This is a genomic window from Coprococcus sp. RTP21204st1_G4_RTP21204_210225 (genome assembly GCF_040915385.1).
Classification (GTDB): Bacteria; Bacillota; Clostridia; order Lachnospirales; family Lachnospiraceae; genus Allocoprococcus; species Allocoprococcus comes.
In genome coordinates, this window is the sequence record NZ_JBCPDP010000011.1 from 63,740 (window position 1) to 83,539 (window position 19,800).

Sequence of the window (19,800 nt, forward strand, 5' to 3'; positions counted from 1 at the left end):
TTTTCCCCTTTCGTATCTGCGTATTTTTCAGAACCGCCTGATCTGCTCAAAAGTACGGTAAAGGTTCAATGCTCCATATCCCCATTCCTGGTTCGGATAATTCATGTCTGTCTTCCGTGAAGCTCCCAATATCAGCAGATTCTTCATCTGTGATGCATCCAGATTCACTCCATGCCTATCCAGCCACTCCATAAAAAGTGCCAGTGCTCCGGAAGTGATCCCAACTGCTATACTGGAACCAGATCTTGCAACAAACTGCCCCCTTAAATTGATCCCTGTCACATTGATCCCCGGCGCAGCAAAATCCGGTTTGATTCTGTTATCTCTAGTATAACCTCTTCCCGAACTGACTGCAATGCTATTTTCCTTTCCATTATAGTACGCTGCACAGACCACCGCCCCGGTATCCCCTGGTTCCATCACCGTATATTCCGGATTTGCACGGATAAAATAGACATTTCCCGTCAGAAACTCTTCCATTGGAAGCCAGATATGAAAGATTCCATTCCCCAGCTCCAGTGTTTCCGGTATAATCTTCCAGATTCCGCTTCCCGGTCTTTCAAACTGAAAAAATGCCAGCTGCGCCCCGGTCGTCTCTACCAGAACCCGGTAATTAAATATTACCCTGGTCTGCTCGAATACAAACACATACTCTCCTATTCCCCGTTTGAGCGAGATCGGTCCTACTGTCTGTCCTGTTGGAGATGCGATAGAAAGAGCCAGAAGATTCGGAAGTTCTGTCCATAGTTCCATCACAAAACCTCTGGTATTATTCCCTACATTAATCTCGACCGGCAGATTATTTTCCTGTTCCAGAATTCCCAGATAATGATGCCTTTTATCTGCCTCGTTGCCACTTCCGGTCACAATCCCGATTCCTTCGCTCGCCGCTACATTTTGCAGATACTCTGACAGGATTGAATATCCTCCATGTCCTCCAAAGCTTGTTCCAACTGCCAGACAGATCACCAATGGTCTTTTCAGCTCTTCTTGTACCTTCTGCAGATAAAAAACCGCCGCTACCAAATCATTTTCCTGATAGCATCCGGCATCCCGGTCTACAAAATAGTACTCCCGTAAATATTCTTTTGCCTCTTTCAGCTTCACGATCACCATCTCTGCCTCCGGTGCTGCCCCGATAAACAGATTCTCCGGATTTGCTCCTCCGCATGCCACACTTGCAACAAAAGTGCCATGTCCGTCCGTATCAAATGACGGAACGGTTTCCTTGGGATTCTCACTTAGGATTGCCTGATTGATTTGTTCCTTCGTATATTCACTTCCATATCCGATTTCCCGTGGCGCTGTTCCACTTTGTTCTTCCTGATCCCAGATTCGCTGGATCCTGGTCGAACCATCCAGATTCCGGAAAATGGGATCCAGATAGTTGATCCCAGTATCAATGATCCCAACCAGAACTCCTTCACCACTCAGTTCCAGACCAGGTATATTCTGAACCGCAGCAATTCCCGCCTGCTGGATTGCTGCCATATCCAGTGTTGTATAACACTTCGGAACCATTGTATAAGGATAATCGGCAAGTGACTTTTTTCTGTCTTCACTCTGGTCAATATAAAAAAGCTCAAAACCGTATTTCAACGGTATCCGGCATCCGTTTTCCAAAGGAAAGTTTTTCCCAAGAGCACCGGTATCCCTCATCATAAAATCCCTGTATTCTTCTGACAGGATCTTTTCTTTACATTCTTCCTGTAGCATAAAAATCCCTCATATACTTTCTTTTGGAAAATATATGAGGGATTTTTCTTTCTTATACTATGATACTGGACGGTTACGCATTTTGCACTCCATATCCATTCTTTATTCGGTACGTTTCTTTTCAATATCCTCGTAGAAGGAAGTCACTTCTTTTCCTTTTTCCAGGGTACTTACATTCGGACCGCTCTTGAATACGATCTTCAGAAGAATTGGTGTGATGATCGTTGTGATCACTACCACGATGATAACCGGTCCGAGGAAATTGCCGCCCATCATACCGAGTGCTTCTCCCTTGCTGGCAACGATCAGCGCAACCTCACCACGGGAGATCATTCCGACACCGATTCGTGCACACTGATAATTCTTATATCCACACATCTTCGCACCAAGGGCACAGCCAACGATCTTTGTCAGGATCGCAACAATGGTAAGCGCCACTGCAAAGCCTACAATTGCAGCACTCATCTTCGGAAGTTCTACCTTCAGCCCGATACTTGCGAAAAATACCGGTGAAAGCAGCATATAAGACATGGTATCAAATTTCTTCAACACGAAATCAGATTTACTTGTATTGGAAATGATCAGTCCGGCGATAAATGCACCGGTGATATCTGCAACACCGAAGAATTTCTCTGCCACATAAGCCATCAACAGACAGAATACAAATGCCATAATCGCATGACGTCTGAGTCCCTTTTCCGCCTGATCTGTCCACTTTTTAAATATCTTGTAAAAGATCAGTCCGATCACACCTGCAAATGCGAAGAATGCAACGATCTTCAGTAATACAACTGAAATCTTTACTGATTCATCTGCCATACTTGTTACCAGTGTCAGTGCAATGATACCAAGCACGTCATCAATGATCGCAGCTCCAAGAATCGCATTTCCGGATTTGGTTTTTAATTTACCAAGTTCTTTTAATGTCTCTACCGTAATACTTACGGAAGTTGCTGTCAGGATAACACCGATAAAGATATTCTGCAGAAATACGTTGCAGGATGCATCGGATGCGATCACATCCGGACGGTTAAAGAACATTGCAGTCGCATAACCGCCGATCAGTGGAACGATAACACCTATCAGTGCAATAACGAAGGATGCTTTTCCACTTGCCTTCAATTCCTGTATATCCGTTTCCAAACCTGCACAAAACATCAGCACGATAACACCGATCTCCGCAACGTTATGTATAAAGCTTGTCTCTGTCAAGATCCCAAGCATCGCCGGTCCAAGAAGAACTCCTGCAAGAAGTGCCCCTACAACCTGTGGCATCTGTACCTTTCTGGTCGCAAGACCAAGTGCTTTAGTACAAAGTAAAATAATTGCAAGATCCAGTAAATACTTATAAGTCTCCATTCTCTCTCACTCCTGTTTATATCTTGTTTTTTTAGACACATTGTCTAATGTACACCTTTTAATACAATTTTTCAACAAAAAAATACCCGTAAATCTTAAATTTACGGATATTTCCCATTCTATTTTTGTATGATCGCCATGTTTTTTTGATATATGAAGGTTATGATGTTGGGGCAAAAGGTATTTTGACCCCTTTGATACCAGATTGCTACGTGCTTTGCACCCTCGCAATCCTCAGGTTATTGTTATACTTAGTGATGCTCAAGCCTTGGTACAGACTGGCTTCTCAGCTCGATCAGCGGTCCTCCGGTTCCTTCGATATATGCCTCCGTGATCGTCACTTCCCCGATGCTGTCATCCTTCGGAATCTCATACATAATATCCAGCATGAATTCTTCAATGATCGCACGCAGTGCACGGGCTCCGGTATCCTTCTTCATTGCCTTTCTTGCGATCGCATGAAGTGCACCATCATCGAATTTCAGATTGACCTCATCCAGTGCCAGAAGCTTCTGATACTGCTTGAGGATCGCATTTTTCGGCTCTTTTAATATCTGAACCATCATCTCTTCATCCAGTCCCTGAAGCGTAAATACGATCGGGAGACGTCCCAGAAATTCCGGAATCATTCCGAAGTTACGCAGATCTTCTGTCGTCACCTTCTCCAGTATTTTCTTATCATGATCATATTTGTCTTTCAGATCCGCTCCAAACCCGATAGAAGAATTCTTCATCAGTCTTTCCTTGATGATCTGCTCAAGATCCGGGAACGCACCGCCACAGATAAAAAGGATATTCTTTGTATTGACTGTAGTGAGCGGAACCATCGCATTCTTACTGTTGGCTCCTACCGGCACTTCCACTTCGCTGCCTTCTAACAGCTTTAACATTCCCTGCTGTACGGATTCTCCGCTGACATCTCTCTGGCTGGTATTCTTCTTCTTCGCAATCTTATCGATCTCATCGATAAAGATAATTCCCTGTTCCGCCTTATCTACGTCGTTGTCCGCAGCTGCAAGGAGCTTTGATACTACACTTTCAATATCATCCCCTATGTAGCCGGCCTCGGTAAGAGAGGTCGCATCTGTAATTGCAAGCGGCACATCCAGAAGTTTTGCCAGTGTCTTTACCAGATACGTCTTTCCAGAGCCGGTAGGTCCGATCATCAGCATATTGGATTTCTCGATTTCAATCTCATCCATTGTATCCGTTGCCACTCTTTTATAATGATTGTATACAGCAACCGACATTACCTTCTTGGCGTATTCCTGTCCTACTACATATTCATCCAGTTTCGCTTTGATCTTATGCGGAGCAGGAATATCCTTGATATTCAGGATCGGTTCTTTTTCTTCTTCCGGCTTTTTCTTTTTCACACGCTGGCTCTTCGGGATCTGTGCATCCATGTCTCCAAATCCCATCATCGGTCCCATGTTCATAAACTGGCTGTAATCCATCCCGCCAAAATTCATATTGTTCATTGCATCAAAGCTTTTTTGCATACAGTCCGGACACACACAGATATTGTTCGGAAGATCGATCATCTTTCCGGTCACACTCTCCGGTCTGTGACAGATGAAGCAGACCTTTTCATAGCGATCTTCGTTATTTTCTTTTTTGTCTGTATTTTCTACCTCACCGGTTACTTTCTCAACTGTCTTGTCCTTCTGGTCATTTTCTGCCATTGGCTGGTCCTCCTTTTCTCGGTCGTATTCAGACAGATTCCTCTGTCCTTCTTATTCGATTTCCACCCCTGCAAGTTCTATAAACTCTTCCTCTGAAATGATCGGCACTCCAAGTTCTTTCGCCTTTCTGTTCTTGGAAGAAGCAGACTCTACATCATTGTTGATCAGATAATTTGTCTTCTTCGTTACAGATCCGGTCACTTTTCCACCCATCTTCTCAACCAGTTCTTTTACCTCATTCCGGTTTGCAAAATGATTCACGCTGCCAGTGACAACGAAACTCATACCTGCAAACTTCTGTTCTTCTGCCATCTCTTCCGGCTGGATCTCCAGTTCTCCGAGAAGGAGCTTAAATTCCTTTTTTCTTTCCTCTGATATAAAATATTTTACAAATGCCGCCGCAAGCACCGGACCTACCCCCTGGATATCACTCAGTTCTTCTTCAGATGCTCCTGTCATTTTTTCCACATCATTTTTAAAATGGCGGCAGATCAGTTTTGCATTTGCGAGACCGATTCCTGCAATCCCAAGACCATATACCACTTTAGCAAGTGTTGTGCTTCTCGCCTTATCCACGCTTGCGATCAGGTTCGCATAGGATTTTTCTCCAAAGCCTTCCATCGTCTGAATTTCTTCCTGATAGGAATCCAGATGGAAGATATCTCTGTATTTGTGAATGAATCCTCTCGCAATAAATTTCTCCAGTGTCGCCTCAGAAAGCCCGTCAATATTGAGTGCATCCCTGCTGACAAACAATGCAAAGGATTTGATTCTTTTTGCCTGACACATCGGATTTGTGCAATACAACGACTTTGCATCATTCATCTGACGGATCTCCGTAGATCCACCACAAACCGGACAGACTTTCGGGATCTCAATATTATCACTGCCGGTCAGATTCTTTGCAATCTGTGGAATGATCATATTCGCCTTATAGACTTCGATCGTATCCCCGATTCCCAGATGCAGCTCCTCCATAATACTTAAATTGTGTACACTTGCACGGCTTACCGTTGTTCCTTCCAGCTCTACCGGTTCAAAGATCGCTACCGGATTAATAAGCCCTGTTCTTGATGGACTCCATTCAATCTCCAGAAGGTGTGTCTCGCGGATCTCATCTGCCCATTTGAAAGCAAAAGAATCTCGTGGGAATTTTGCCGTTCTCCCAAGCGACTGCCCATACGCAATGTCATCATATACAAGAACCAGACCATCTGACGGAAAATCATTTTCTACGATCTTTTCTGCAAAAAATGCAACCTTCTCATCCAGTTCTTCCCTTGTCACCAGATAATGCTCCACCACATCAAATCCCTGATGTTCCAGCCAGTCAAGCTGTTCTTTTCTGGAATTGTGGAAATCCACATTTTCTGCACGTACCAGGGTAAATGCATAGAATTTTACGTTTCTCTGTGCCGTGATCTTGTTGTTCAGCTGGCGGACAGAACCACTGCACAGATTCCGTGGATTTTTATATTTTGCATCCACGTCATCAATTTCTTCATTGATCCGCTCAAAATCTTTGTAACCGATCACCGCTTCCCCTCGCAGGATCAGTTCCCCTTTATACGGAACATGAAGCGGCACGTTTTTAAATACTTTCGCATTGTTGGTAATGACCTCACCGACTTCCCCATTTCCTCTTGTAACTGCCTTAAAAAGTTCGCCGTCACGATAGGTCAGAACGATCGTCAGACCATCCATCTTCCATGAAATCACAGCCATCTGGTCTCCGACAAATTCCTTCAGCCTTGCCACTTCTTTTGTCTTGTCAAGAGAAAGCATCGGTGACTCATGACGTTCTTTCGGAAGCTCACTTAATACTTCATATCCTACATTCACCGTCGGACTGGAAGCCATAACGGTTCCCAGCTCTTCTTCCAGACCTTTCAGTTCATCATACAGCGCATCATACTCATAATTGCTCATAATTTCCTGCGCATCCTGATAATAAGCTTTTCCGGCTTTATTCAGAAGCTCTACCAACTCCTGCATCCTTTTCATCTTATCCATATCCAAATCCACACTTTTAATTATTGTTCCACGGTGTCGGCTCTGACTTTGAATCCCTGATCAGCTCATAGAGTTCATTCAGTTCCTGATCCGTAACCCTCCGGTATTCTCCCGGCTTTAAATTACCAAGTTCGATATTCATGATCCGCACTCTCCGTAGCTCCTTTACCTCGTAGCCAAGTGCCTCACACATCCGGCGGATCTGCCGGTTGAGTCCCTGTGTCAGAATGATCTTAAATTTATATTTTCCAAGCTTTTCTACCTGGCATGGTCTTGTGACAGTATCCAGGATCGGGACACCGCCTGCCATCTCCTTGAGAAATTCATCTGTCACGGGCTTATCAACTGTAACTTTATATTCTTTTTCATGTTTATTTGCCGCACGCATCATCCGGTTGATAATGTCGCCGTTGTTCGTCATCAGAAGCAGCCCTTCCGAATCCTTATCCAAACGTCCTACATAAGTAATCCGTACCGGATAGTTAAGAAAACGTACAATACTGTCTCTCTCCCGTCTTTCCTCAGTACAGACAATTCCACGCGGCTTATTGACCGCAAGCACGATCATCTCTTCCTGTCTAGATATCTGCTTTTTCCCAATCCGGACAACCTGCCACGGCTCTACCTTCATTCCGGTCTCTGCACGCACACCGTCAACCGTCACCTGTCCGGCTGCTATCAGTTTGTCCGCTTCCCTTCTGGAACATACACCAGCTTCACTTAAATATTTGTTCAGCCGGACCGGTCCTTTATTTTCCGTGTCCAGAAACTGCTTTTCTATTTTATTTGCCATGTTTTTCTCCTGTTAATTCTCATCCAGTACCCCCGCCAGCATCCGGTCTTCAAAGAATGTATTGGCATTATACAGGAACAGCACATCATCAAACTGTTTATCTGACATCACAGAACTTAATTTACCGGTATAATAACGTGGGTCGATCACAACGATTTCCCGGTAATACGGAGCCAGAAGCGGAAGAAAACAGTTTGCATATGAATCTTTGAACACCAGAAGTCTGCGTTTTTCTGTCTGTGTTGACTGGATATCGATCATTGCATGATTTCCACCGAAGAATACGGAATATTGATCTCTCTCATCCAGTTTGGATGAATCATACATAGAAGCACTCTTTTTCTGTTCTTCCACATAATTGACTGCAACCTGTGGTGCATCCGCACTCTTTGGCAGATAAATATAGATTGGTTCCTTATAATCTGTCTCATATCCACTCTTTGCGGATAACGTTCCGTTAAAAGAATCCGATACCGCATAGGCTTTCATCTTAATTTCTTCACTCTTATCCAGTCCAAGCTGTGTCTTTGCTCCCTGGAATGCATACCATGCACCAAGAGAAGTCCAGTGATGATCCGTGTGATAATAAATTGCTTCATCCTTGTGAGCATCCAGTACTTTTTCTGCATCGATCCAGTCATAAGAATCTCCAAGTTCTGCCTTTACACGGCTGATCTGTCTGCTCTGACTGGCAGTCACCGCAAATGCCGGAAGCTTGTCCTCCATAACATTTGCCGCATTCGGAACCAGCATCATATGCATCTGGATATCCGGATAACGCTCTTTAAAATTCTTCATTGCATCCAGATTCTCTTTCAGATCACTTTCATCTGCCACAGCAACATCTTCCATCAGATAATGATCCTTTCCTTTGAAAACACCACCTTCTTCTGTCCTCCCCGCCACACTGTCCGCAAATGTCTTGATTCTTACCCAGGTATCTCTTCCTGCAAACTGATCCGACACATACTCCTCGTACTGCTCCATAAACCTTCCGGAAGCAATTCCGGAAAGAGAAATTTCCGGTTTCTGCGCCAGCATACGCATTTCTTTTTCTGACATCTGCCTGTCTTTATGCATAAGGTTTACTCCGCAGCTGAGAATAAGGACTCCCAGAAATAAAAACGCACATACTGCCTGGATCTGTTTTTTCCCTCCTGGCAGAAAATACTTTGTTCTGTTTTTTTGTTTATTATTCTTTCTTTCTACCATTGTCTTTCCTTAAAATCTAAAATATAAAAATGGATTGTAACTTTCTGTCACCAGATATGCCACACACAGCACAAACAGTCCTGTCATCAGGCAACCTGCCAGAACCGTATGCGGTCTTTCCTCATTAAATACCAGCCGCTTTCCGAGCAGATGCATAAACGGTGTACTTCCTATGATCCCTGCCACCCAGAAGAGCCAGTTTCGCATGATCAGGTACAATGCCTGGCTGTCCATAAATCCGGTTGCACCCTGTCCGAACATATTGCCGATCCAGGTAAGTGCACTTCCGAGTGTCGGGCTGAAGAACAGTACCCAGCCGAGCATGACCAGAATCATTGTGTAAAGTGTCTGGACTGCCTCCGGCAGCTTTGCAAGTATTTTTCCTGTAAAATATTTTTCAGTAATGAGGATCACTCCGTAGAAGATCCCCCATACTACAAAGTTCCAGCTTGCCCCGTGCCAGAGACCGGTCAGGAACCATACGATCAGAAGATTCAGTAAATGCCGCGGAACCGTTACCCTGTTTCCTCCAAGCGGAATATACACATACTCGCGGAACCATGATCCCAGCGAAATATGCCATCTTCTCCAGAACTCGGTAACACTTTTGGAAATATACGGATAATTGAAGTTCTGCATAAACTCAAATCCGAACATCTTTCCAAGTCCGACTGCCATGTCCGAATAACCGCTGAAATCGAAATAAATCTGGAAAGTGTAGGCAAGACATCCAAGCCATGCAGTCACTACTGACATTCCATCCATCGCCGCGATATTTTCATAAATCGAACCAATCGTATTCGCCAAAAGCACCTTCTTTGCCAGTCCCATCACAAAGAACCAGGCACCGTATCCAAACTTCGTCAGTGATTCCTTTCTTTCACGCAGTTGTCTCTCCACATCTGCATACTGTACGATCGGACCTGCGATCAGCTGTGGGAACATTGTAACATAGGTTCCGAAATCAATCAGATTTACCTGTACGTCTACATTTCCCCTATATACATCAATGATGTAAGACAATGTCTGGAAAGTATAGAAAGAAATTCCGATTGGGAGCTCCAGTTTTCTATATGGAATATAGAACGGAAGGATCGCATTTAAATTTGTCACGATAAATCCGTAATATTTGAAAAATCCAAGAATAAACAGGTTTACAACGATCGTAAAGATCAGACTGCGCACCTGCGATTTTCTTCCTGCTTTTAATGCAATGTCCATTCCGCAAAAATAATTGAACAGAATGGAAATCAGCATCAGGAAGATATAGACCGGCTCTCCCCACGCATAAAATATGAGGGAAGCGATCAAAAGTACCACATTTTTTACCTTACGCGGCACCAAATAATATACCAACAGTGTAATTGGCAAAAATGTAAACAAAAATACCAGACTACTAAATAACATAACTTTTTCGTTTCCTTTTATCTACTTCAGGCTCTTTGTAAACGCCTTTTCTACAGTTTCAGCTTTTGGTGAAATAACAAAAAGCACGTATGTACCTTTCGTCTTAATGATCGAAGCATCCAGAAGCTTTACCTGCTCGGCCCCATATCCTTCAAAATTATCGAGCTGTGTCTTTTTTCGCTGTTCTGCGGCTTTCTCAACTGCCTCTGCCTCATTCTCGTCCTTTGTTTTCACCAGAAGGAGCTCGTTGACTCCCATTGTTTCATTCGTATAATACAGTGTTATATCTTCATAATCCTTTGGATTGATCCCATAGAATCTCTTGATCTCCTGGGTTCCGGCAAGTGTCATGTTCTTGTCATCAGCCGCATCCACAACCGCTTTCTGTACATCTGCAAACGGTGTATCGCTGTCTCCCTTAGACTGAAAGATCAGACCGATATAGATAAGCAAAATAATTACCATCCCAGCTCTGATATTACGCAGAACTGTAAATTCCCCTTTTTTCTTTGTCATATTCCGGCCACCTCCGCCATATGTTCTGCCCAGATTGGATAATACTCCGCCTTCATATGCTCGCCATCCTGCTCATAATACTCATCTTTTACGATCTCTGTATTATCGATAAATGTAATTCCTTCTTCATCACACATTGCTTTAAGTGCGGTATTATAATCCGGAATCTTGGCATAAACCGGCTCTTCTTCTTCTTTTTGAGCGGAAACAGGAAGAACACAGTTGATATAGAGCACTGCATCGGGCATCTGCTCACGCACATTTGCAAGTACCGCTTTGTATTTTTCAATAAATGCATCTGTATCTCCATCTGTTCCGGAAATGTCATTCAGTCCAAGTGCCAGAAAGAGGACTTCCGGCTTTAACTCTGCTGCTGTCCTGATCAGATCACCGGTCTGATCAAGGTGCATTCCTTTTTCCGCTACAACCTTAGAAGTATCAAGCACATCATATACGGTAAAACCGGTTGTGATCGAATCTCCGAGAATCACCGCATGTGCAAATTTTTCGGACAACGGACGGTTCTGCCAGTCCTCTGTCGCCTGTTTTTCTTCTTTCTCAATATTTGAAATTTTGGTCTCCACCGCAGATACATCTGCTTTTTCAAGCTTCTTGATTGCTTTTACTCCTGCTGATGTATTCACCTTATCTGTTCCAAGATGCGAAAGACCAATACTTACAATTACAGTCAGTACAACAACCGCTCCTGCAATTTCCATCAGAACTTTTTTTCTTCTTTCTTCTGCCTGATGTTCTTTCTCCATCGTTCTTTTCTTCATGCTATGCATCCTATCTTTTATTAAAATATGAGTTTCATTTTCATTGAATCATGTGATAAATACTCTAACTTATTCATTTTACTTTCTTCTATTATAAAAGTCAAATCTTTAATAATGCCAAAATCACCAAATGTGCAGGGTAAAACACGTAAAAAAAATACTTTTTCACAAGAAAATGTTTCTGTGATTTTTTTCCGTTATAAAATACCAAAACACAGACTCCCGCTGCCAGTACTGCAATCATTGCCCCTGCCCCCGCTGCGATTCCTGCAGCTCCCGGAAGTTCTGCTGTCACCGTAATCCCCAGAACAAGTGCTGCAATAAAAAAAGCCTTTTTCCGGCGCTTTGGATCCTCTCCTGCCCGGTAAAACCAAAGCGTATACAATGGAGCCAGAATTGCCCAGTCACAGATACTGCTTACTGCTATAATTCCCAGTACAACCAGACTTTTCTTTCCCGGATCTGATATTTTTTCCTCTGCGATCATCAGACACAGACACAGAAAAAGTGTAAATATCATATTTAAAGTATACCACGGTGCCAGATGATTCCGCGCAAATGCCAGATAATACGGAAGCTGTGAAATGACAGCAAAGATCAGCAGTCTTCCGGCATATTTTTTTACTGACCTTGTATAACGGTATCCTTCAACCAGAAACCAGCACATGACCGGTGCTGTAAAATAACCGATATCCTTTAGCGCTTCGCAGGCAAAGGTTCCTGGTTGCAGAAATATATTTGCAACGTGATTGAGCAGCATAGCAAACACTGCAATGTATTTGATCTGATCCCGGTTTAATTCTATTTTCATCTTGTTATCCATCCTTTTTCTTTCCCGTATTGTATCAAATTCTTATGCATATCTCAAGATTTATGCTATACTGATACTATTACACTGATGACGGGAGGAAGTCTATGCTTATTTTTTCTCTGGATACAAAAAAATGCATGAACGCACTTTTACTGCATCCTGCATTTGATTCCTTTTTATTTATTGAAGGAGATATCACAACTTTTAATACCTTTCAATTTAACGGACGACTGAAAAAAGATTTCTTCAGTGCTGAAGAAAAAGAAGCTCTGGATGACCGGGAATATGCTCTCTGGAAAGAACTTCGCGAGTTTTGTCTTTCTCTGATCAAAGGAAAGCGTACTCCGCTGGGATTTCATTTTGTTCTTTCTATGTCAGCACCGAATATTGCACGGCTTCTCGAACAGGAACATCTTTCATTTGCTCCGGCAGATGTGCAGGGACTGTACCTGAATTTTAAATATGACGGGACAAAACTTAGCTGTACGACAGGAACATCTATGAACCTGTTCACGCTGGACAAATCACTGGAGCAGGCATGGGACAAGATGGCGCAACGGATTTTTGCGAAGTACGAGATTCCGTTTGAGGTTGAGTAAAATTTTGAAAATAGTGGTGAGACAAAGAGCATAAAATACTGTATGCGGTATTTTATGCTCTTTGTCTTTCTATCTCGTTGGCAAAATTCTTACACAATGCCTCAACTCGGAATTGCAAGAGGACGGTCGGCGGGTTCCGGAAAATCCGGAACCTTGGACCTGGTTCTGGGTAAATTCAGATATATGTTCCGTTTCTTATATGTGGGTAATGATTGCTGTCAGTAATTCCTGGAATTGCTCAGCCACCCGGTCGGCGGTTTGTTGAACTTCCTGATGGTTCAGATGTTGTGATGTCATGCCGGCGGCGAGGTTGGTGATACAGGAGATGCCACAGACTTCGATTCCCATGTGGCGGGCAGCGATCGTCTCGCAGGCGGTGCTCATGCCTACGGCATCAGCCCCACAGGTGCGGTACATACGGATTTCTGCCGGAGTTTCATAAGATGGACCGGTAAGCTGAAGGTATACACCTTCTTTCAGAGGAATGCCGAGTTTTTGGGCTTCTTTCTTTATGATCTGCTGCATCCGTTCACTATAGGCTTCACTCATATCCGGGAAACGGGTTCCAAGTTCTTCGACATTGGCACCGATCAGTGGATTAGGGATTCCACTCATAATCTGGTCTGTGATGAGCATGAGATCGCCCGGATGGAATCCGGTATTGATTCCGCCTGATGCATTGGTAAGAATCAGCTTCTTTGCGCCTAACATTCCCATCAGCCGCACCGGAAGCACCACATCTGTTACCGGATACCCTTCATAATAATGCACACGTCCCTGCATGATCACAACCGGAACTTCTTTTACATAACCAAATACAAATTGTCCTTTATGTCCCACAACTGTCGACACCGGAAAACCTTCAATTTCTGTATATGGAATGATCTGTTCTATCTTGATTTTTGATGCGTATTCGCCAAGACCGGAGCCCAGAATCACTGCCACTTCCGGTTTAAAATTCGTTTTTTGGAGAATGCTTTTCCGGCATATTTCCAGCTTTTCATAAATTTCATTGCTCATACAGAATTCCTCTTTTCTATTATTCTTCAGAGTCAATCCTCTCTGTTTGTAGTTTCTTTATTTCAGCATTTTGCAAATTTTATCTTTTATAGAATCATCGGCAAATGCAGTATCAATTGCATTTTTCATCATCAGAAGGATTTCTTCGTCCCGGATTCCATAATTTTTCTGAATAAATTCCAGTTCTTTCGTAAGGCTGGTGTTACTTACCGTTCGGTTATCTGTGTTGACCGATACTTTTAACCCTGCATCCAGAAATTCCCGCATCGGATATTCCGCCATGCTGTTTACAGATTTGGTCTGTAAATTGCTGATCGGACACATCTCGATACCAATACCTGCTTTTTTGACCATTTTCCGGATCTCCTGGTTGCCACGCATCGCGATCCCATGCCCGATCCTTCCAGCTCCCACGTTTATCGAATCTATGACATTCTGTGGATTTCCACATTCTCCGGCATGGAGTGTAAATGGCATTCCCATCTTCTTTGTCTCTGTAAAAATATCCATAAATTCAGACATCGGATACAATGCTTCTGCTCCTGCAAGATCTGCTGCACAAACTCCGGATCCCAGATATTCTCTTGCCGTCTTGATCATCCGCATATTATCCTCAGTGCTGTGATGCCGCATTGCACAGACGATCACACCATACTCGATTCCAAAATCTTTTTTCCCCTGCTCCATTCCGCTGATTACTGCTTCGATCACCTTCCGGCTGTCCATCTTTTTTGTCTCTGACAGAAGTGGAGCAAAACGGATCTCCGCATAACAGACATTTTCTTCGTTCATCTGGGAGAGCAGATCATACGCAGCTCCTGAAAGTCCCTCTTCATCCATAATACATCTGCCGGGAAGGTCAAATTTTTCCAGATATTCATTCAGACTTGTACAGTTTTCTGAAACACTGAGTTCTTCAGGTCTTACAGTTCTTCCAAGCCTTTTTTCAATAAATGGTCTGCTAAGAGAACCGTCCAGATGACAGTGAAGCTCAATCTTTGGTAATTCTTTCAAGGTTTCCTGTGTCATTTTTCATTCCTTCTCTTTTTCCTTTTCTTCAAAAATCTTCTTTTAGAGTCTAAGTCCTTTTTCATTCTGTAAGATTGGATGGTCCGAAACCTTTTGGCAACATTTCTTTCAAGGTATAGATATCATATTGCTTTGCATCTATTGCAAGAATGATCTGAAATGTCTCCGGATCGCAGAATTCCATCATGACCTGCCTGCATACTCCGCACGGCGGTGCATACTCTGTCACAACACCGCCCTTTCCCCCTACAATACAGATTGCATCAAATTCTTTTACTCCTTCGCTGACTGCCTTGAAAAATGCGGTACGCTCCGCACAGTTTGTCGGTGTATAAGCCGCATTTTCAATATTGCATCCCGTATATATCCGTCCATTCTTTCCAAGCAGCGCAGCTCCCACTTTAAAGTCAGAATAAGGGGTATAAGAATATGCAAGCTGAGAAAACGCGATTTCTATCATTTTTATAATTTGTTCTTTTTTCATTCTCTTTTTTCCTGCTTTTTCTTGCTAAATAAGTTCATTCAGAATCGAATGCCCGATCGTTCCTTCCGGCATTTTTACACCAAAATTATCTGTGACCGTTGCCCCGATCACTGCAAAGGTATTTTCCTCCATGATCACGTCACCCTCATCCATCTTTTTGGAATACGCCAAAAACGGTACATATTCCCGTGTATGATCGGTTCCTGTGTAGGTCGGATCGTTTCCATGATCGGCGGTAATAATAAGAAGATCATCCTCCCGCAGATCATCCAGCAAAATTCCAAGATTTTTATCAAATCTCTCAATCTCATGTCCGTAGCCAACCGGATCGCGCCGGTGTCCCCACTGTGCATCAAAATCAACCAGATTTACAAAACACAGTCCGTCAAAATCTTTTTTGCAAATCTCAATGGTCTGCTCCATTCCATGCACGGAGCTGTTGGAATGATACGATTCTGTGATTCCTTCCCCGCAAAAGATATCATGGATCTTTCCGACTGCGATCACATCCTTTCCCGCATCTTTCAGTGCGTCAAGTGCAGTCTTTCCGGTCGGCTCAAGTGCATAATCCCTGCGGTTGCTGGTTCTTTTAAATTCACCTTTTTTCTTTCCTACATACGGTCTTGCAATGACTCGTCCCACGCGCCATTCATCCTTCATCGTGATCTCTCTTGCGATCTCACAACACCGGTACAGATTTGCCAGATCAAATGTCTCTTCATTTCCACAGATCTGCAATACAGAATCCGCAGAGGTATAGACAATCATTGCACCTGTTTCAATTTCTTCTTCCCCAAGTTCTTCAATGATCTTTGTTCCGCTCTCACTACGGTTTCCAATCACTTTTTTCCCGCAACGTTTTTCCAGTTCTGCGATCAGTTCCGGTGGAAATCCATGTTCGGTAAAGGTTTTAAATGGTTTTTCTGTATAAATTCCCATCATTTCCCAGTGTCCGGTCATCGTATCTTTTCCGTTACTCGCCTCTTTCAGTCTGGTAATTTTTCCAATCGGATTCTCGATTCCATACATCTTTCCCCCGGTATGCAGATTCAGCATACCAAGCTTCTGAAGATTTGGAATCTCCAGTGTTCCCATTCTGTCTAAAATATGACCAAATGTATCTACATCCCTGTCACCGAATTTCTCAGAATCAGGCATTGCACCAATTCCGAGCGAATCCAGAACGATCACAAAGATTCGTTTATATATTGTTTCTTTCATTTACCGATCCTCTTTGATCAACTTTCTGATGGCTTCCACTGCCACCTGTACTGCCATATCTGTATCATGTGCTACCGGATTTTCAAGTCCCAGTTTTTCTCTTTCCTGATTTGCCATTACAAGGAAACACGCACCCACGCGTACATGAAGCTTTGCTGCCACAATGTAAAGTGCTGCCGTCTCCATCTCTGATGCCAGACATCCCAGTTTCTTCCAAGCTTCCCATTTATTGATCAGTTCATAACCTGCCGGCATCATCTCCGGCTCATGCTGTCCGTAAAATGCATCTTTTGACTGTACCACTCCGGTATAAAATTCACAGTCCTTTTCCTTCGCAGCACTGACCAGTGCGTTCACCACCATAAGGTCTGCCACTGCCGGATATTCGATTGGCGCATATTCTTTGCTAGTCCCTTCCATTCTGACGGCACCCGTAGCAACTACTATATCCCCACTTTTTACTTCCGGCTGTATCCCACCGCAGGTTCCAATCCGTACAAACGTATCAGCTCCACATCTGGCTAATTCTTCCATCGCAATTGCTGCTGATGGTCCCCCAATTCCAGTAGATGTGACACTTACCTTTACGCCATCTAAAGTTCCTGTATAAGTGATAAATTCCCGGTTATCCGCAATCATCACCGGATCTTCAAAATACTGTGCTATTTTTTTACAGCGCTTTGGATCTCCCGGGAGAATGACATAACGGCCGACTTCCCCGTTGGCCACCTGAATATGATATTGTCTGCTTATATCCTTTGAATAATTCTTCATCGTATCCACCGCCTCTCTTTTGTTATATTATACTATAAAAGACCAGGAAGTTCACCAACACTTTGTGAAAAGTATTTCCAAATACAGCAAAAAAAGCCTGACCATTCAGACCTTTTCGCATAAGCGAAAATGGGAATCTGAATGGTTCAGGCTTTTCCGGGTATCTACAGCAAGATTATTTTGCCAGTTTCATCATAATTTCATTACTGCGTTTCACAAATTCTGTCATCTCTTCCGGACTGAGTGGCTTGTGTGCCAGCATTGCCAGGTCATATAACTGATGGCAGAACATTTCTGTATTTTCGCCATCTTTATGTGCTACAACATATTCTACCAGCGGATGATTTGCATTCAGGATCAGGGTTGCATTGGTTCCGAACATAGACGGATCCATGCCTGACATTCCATACATCTTCATCATTTCCTGCATACGGCGTGATTCTTCGGAAAGTGTAATCATAGATGCCACATTTTCATCTTTCATCTTTTCCACTTTTACTTCCAGTTTGTCATTGCCAAGTGCTTTGCGGAAGATTTCGACCAGACTGTCAGTTTTTTCTTTGAATGCTTCTTTTTCTTCTTCAGATACATCTTCTTTGAAGTGATCAGTCAAATCTGCATCGATTCTCTGGAACTTGATATGTTCGTTCTTCTGCTCCATCTGAGTAATAAATGGAGAATCAATATTATGTGACAAGATCACTGCGTCCAGTCCCTCTTTTTTGAACATATTGATATACTGGCTCTGCTGCTGTTCATCTGTTACATAGTAGATTGTTGTCTTCTCTGTTTCTTTCTTTTCTGCTGACTGCTCTGCATTTTCACCCTCGGTCTTTTCCTCCGGTTCTGCTTTTCCGCCATTTTTTTCGATGCATTCTTTGAGTGTCATATACTTGTGATCCAGGTTCTTGAACAGAACATAATCGCTCATCTTCTCGCAGAATTTTTCATCTTTCAGGCAGCCGAATTTGATAAATGGGCTGATGTCATCCCAGTATTTCTCATAGTTTTCTTTATCTGTCTTGCACATTCCTGAAAGCTTGTCAGCAACTTTCTTGGAAATGTATTCGGAGATCTTCTGTACGAATCCATCATTCTGCAGTGCGCTTCGTGATACGTTAAGCGGCAGATCCGGACAATCAATGACTCCTTTTAATACCATCAGGAATTCCGGAATAACTTCTTTGATATTGTCTGCGATAAATACCTGATTGTTGTACAATTTGATGGTTCCTTCAATGGAATCGTATTCGGTATTGATCTTAGGGAAGTACAGGATACCCTTTAAGTTGAATGGATAATCCATGTTCAGATGAATCCAGAACAGCGGTTCTTTGTAATCCATAAATACTTTCCGGTAGAAATCAATATAATCTTCTTTGCTGCATTCGTTTGGATGCTTTGTCCACAGCGGTGCCGGATCACTGATCGATACCGGACGTTTCACGATCTTTGCTTTGTCGGATGCCGGTGAAACTTCAACCATTTCTTTTTCACCGTTCTCATTTTCTTTTTCTTCCATCTTGGCGTCTTCATGGATATGTTCAACAACCGTATCGGTATCCAGGACTTCATCCTCCGGGATCGTCTCATATTCCGGTTCTGCATTTGCTTTGGATACAAAAATCTCTACTGGCATGAATGAACAGTATTTTTCAAGGACTTCGCGGATTCTATATTCATTTGAAAATTCTACACAATCTTCGTTCAGGAATAAGGTGATTTCAGAACCAACTTCCTCTTTATCCCCTTCTTCCATCTCATACTCTGTACCGCCTTCACTTACCCAGTGTACCGGTTTTGCACCTTCTTTATAAGAAAGGGTATCAATATGAACTTCATCAGCTACCATGAAGGCAGAGTAGAATCCAAGACCAAAGTGTCCGATCATATCGTCCTCTGTTGTCTTATCTTTGTATTTGTTCAGGAATTCGGTTGCTCCTGAAAATGCGATCTGTGTGATATATTCTTCTACTTCATCAGCAGTCATACCAAGACCATTATCGATGAATTTCAAAGTCTTCTCTTCCGGGTTTACAATAACCTGGATCTTTCCTTTATAATCATCCGGAAGTGTATATTCTCCCATCATGTCCAGCTTCTTTAATTTTGTGATCGCGTCGCATCCATTGGAAACAAGCTCTCTTGCGAAAATATCATGATCAGAATATACCCATTTCTTGATAATCGGGAAAATATTTTCGCTGCTGATTGAAAGACTACCTTTTTTTGCTGCCATTTTTATCACTCCTAAATTTCATATTCTATCTTTTTACGGTTTCAAATACCGTATTTTTCTGTCTATGAAATATCTTAATACCCTGATTTCTAAATGTCAATAGAAAATTAGCACTCTTTTGGTAAGAGTGCTAATAATTCTGT

17 protein-coding genes are annotated in these 19,800 nt (G+C 42.9%); 1 reads left to right on the forward strand and 16 read right to left on the reverse strand.

Features of this window, described 5'->3' with window-relative positions:
- Positions 1–27: 27 nt before the first annotated feature.
- The 10 genes from AB5213_RS11160 to AB5213_RS11205 form a co-directional block, all read right to left on the reverse strand.
- Positions 28–1,716 (reverse strand): S8 family peptidase, encoded by a 1,689-nt coding sequence (locus tag AB5213_RS11160; RefSeq protein WP_022220856.1) that lies wholly within the window; start codon positions 1,714–1,716, stop codon positions 28–30.
- A 102-nt stretch (positions 1,717–1,818) separates the two neighbouring features.
- On the reverse strand, positions 1,819–3,075 hold the full coding sequence (locus AB5213_RS11165; RefSeq protein ID WP_368276692.1) for a cation:proton antiporter: 1,257 nt from the start codon (positions 3,073–3,075) through the stop codon (positions 1,819–1,821).
- A 251-nt stretch (positions 3,076–3,326) separates the two neighbouring features.
- Positions 3,327–4,760 carry an ATP-dependent Clp protease ATP-binding subunit ClpX gene (gene clpX / locus AB5213_RS11170; RefSeq protein WP_055158510.1) on the reverse strand — a complete coding sequence of 478 codons (1,434 nt, stop codon included), beginning with the start codon at positions 4,758–4,760 and terminating at the stop codon, positions 3,327–3,329.
- Between the two features lie 51 nt (positions 4,761–4,811).
- Entirely contained in the window at positions 4,812–6,773 is a 1,962-nt protein-coding gene (gene ligA / locus AB5213_RS11175) for an NAD-dependent DNA ligase LigA (RefSeq protein WP_368276693.1), read from the reverse strand.
- 16 nt (positions 6,774–6,789) lie between these two features.
- A complete protein-coding gene (locus AB5213_RS11180; protein ID WP_368276694.1) occupies positions 6,790–7,566 on the reverse strand; it encodes a pseudouridine synthase in 777 nt (258 codons plus the stop codon).
- A gap of 12 nt (positions 7,567–7,578) precedes the next feature.
- Positions 7,579–8,646 carry a DHHW family protein gene (locus AB5213_RS11185; protein ID WP_055249146.1) on the reverse strand — a complete coding sequence of 356 codons (1,068 nt, stop codon included), beginning with the start codon at positions 8,644–8,646 and terminating at the stop codon, positions 7,579–7,581.
- A 141-nt stretch (positions 8,647–8,787) separates the two neighbouring features.
- Positions 8,788–10,185, reverse strand: a complete 1,398-nt coding sequence (locus AB5213_RS11190) for an MBOAT family protein (protein ID WP_368276695.1) — start codon at positions 10,183–10,185, stop codon at positions 8,788–8,790.
- Between the two features lie 21 nt (positions 10,186–10,206).
- Positions 10,207–10,701, reverse strand: a complete 495-nt coding sequence (locus AB5213_RS11195) for a DUF4358 domain-containing protein (RefSeq protein ID WP_022220849.1) — start codon at positions 10,699–10,701, stop codon at positions 10,207–10,209.
- Positions 10,698–11,480 carry a GDSL-type esterase/lipase family protein gene (locus AB5213_RS11200; protein WP_368276696.1) on the reverse strand — a complete coding sequence of 261 codons (783 nt, stop codon included), beginning with the start codon at positions 11,478–11,480 and terminating at the stop codon, positions 10,698–10,700. Before AB5213_RS11200 ends, AB5213_RS11195 begins: the two co-directional genes overlap by 4 nt.
- A 100-nt stretch (positions 11,481–11,580) precedes the next feature.
- The gene (locus tag AB5213_RS11205; protein ID WP_368276697.1) at positions 11,581–12,291 is read right to left on the reverse strand and encodes a TraX family protein; all 711 of its coding nucleotides are present in this window, start codon (positions 12,289–12,291) and stop codon (positions 11,581–11,583) included.
- A gap of 104 nt (positions 12,292–12,395) precedes the next feature.
- Here AB5213_RS11205 and AB5213_RS11210 point away from each other — a divergent pair, with 104 nt between their 5' ends.
- On the forward strand, positions 12,396–12,890 hold the full coding sequence (locus AB5213_RS11210; RefSeq protein WP_022220846.1) for a DUF5721 family protein: 495 nt from the start codon (positions 12,396–12,398) through the stop codon (positions 12,888–12,890).
- A 195-nt stretch (positions 12,891–13,085) separates the two neighbouring features.
- On the opposite strand, the gene AB5213_RS11215 is transcribed toward AB5213_RS11210, so the two are convergent.
- The 6 genes from AB5213_RS11215 to htpG all read right to left on the reverse strand — a co-directional run bounded on the left by AB5213_RS11215 (position 13,086) and on the right by htpG (position 19,657).
- Entirely contained in the window at positions 13,086–13,910 is an 825-nt protein-coding gene (locus AB5213_RS11215) for a purine-nucleoside phosphorylase (RefSeq protein ID WP_022220845.1), read from the reverse strand.
- 57 nt (positions 13,911–13,967) lie between these two features.
- The gene (gene add, locus AB5213_RS11220) at positions 13,968–14,939 is read right to left on the reverse strand and encodes an adenosine deaminase (protein WP_195368020.1); all 972 of its coding nucleotides are present in this window, start codon (positions 14,937–14,939) and stop codon (positions 13,968–13,970) included.
- A 61-nt stretch (positions 14,940–15,000) separates the two neighbouring features.
- Positions 15,001–15,423 carry a cytidine deaminase gene (locus tag AB5213_RS11225; RefSeq protein WP_215633947.1) on the reverse strand — a complete coding sequence of 141 codons (423 nt, stop codon included), beginning with the start codon at positions 15,421–15,423 and terminating at the stop codon, positions 15,001–15,003.
- Between the two features lie 24 nt (positions 15,424–15,447).
- Positions 15,448–16,644 (reverse strand): phosphopentomutase, encoded by a 1,197-nt coding sequence (locus tag AB5213_RS11230; protein ID WP_368276698.1) that lies wholly within the window; start codon positions 16,642–16,644, stop codon positions 15,448–15,450.
- Positions 16,645–17,418 (reverse strand): uridine phosphorylase, encoded by a 774-nt coding sequence (gene udp, locus AB5213_RS11235; RefSeq protein ID WP_215633948.1) that lies wholly within the window; start codon positions 17,416–17,418, stop codon positions 16,645–16,647.
- 175 nt (positions 17,419–17,593) lie between these two features.
- Positions 17,594–19,657 (reverse strand): molecular chaperone HtpG, encoded by a 2,064-nt coding sequence (gene htpG, locus AB5213_RS11240; RefSeq protein ID WP_022220840.1) that lies wholly within the window; start codon positions 19,655–19,657, stop codon positions 17,594–17,596.
- Positions 19,658–19,800: the final 143 nt, after the last annotated feature.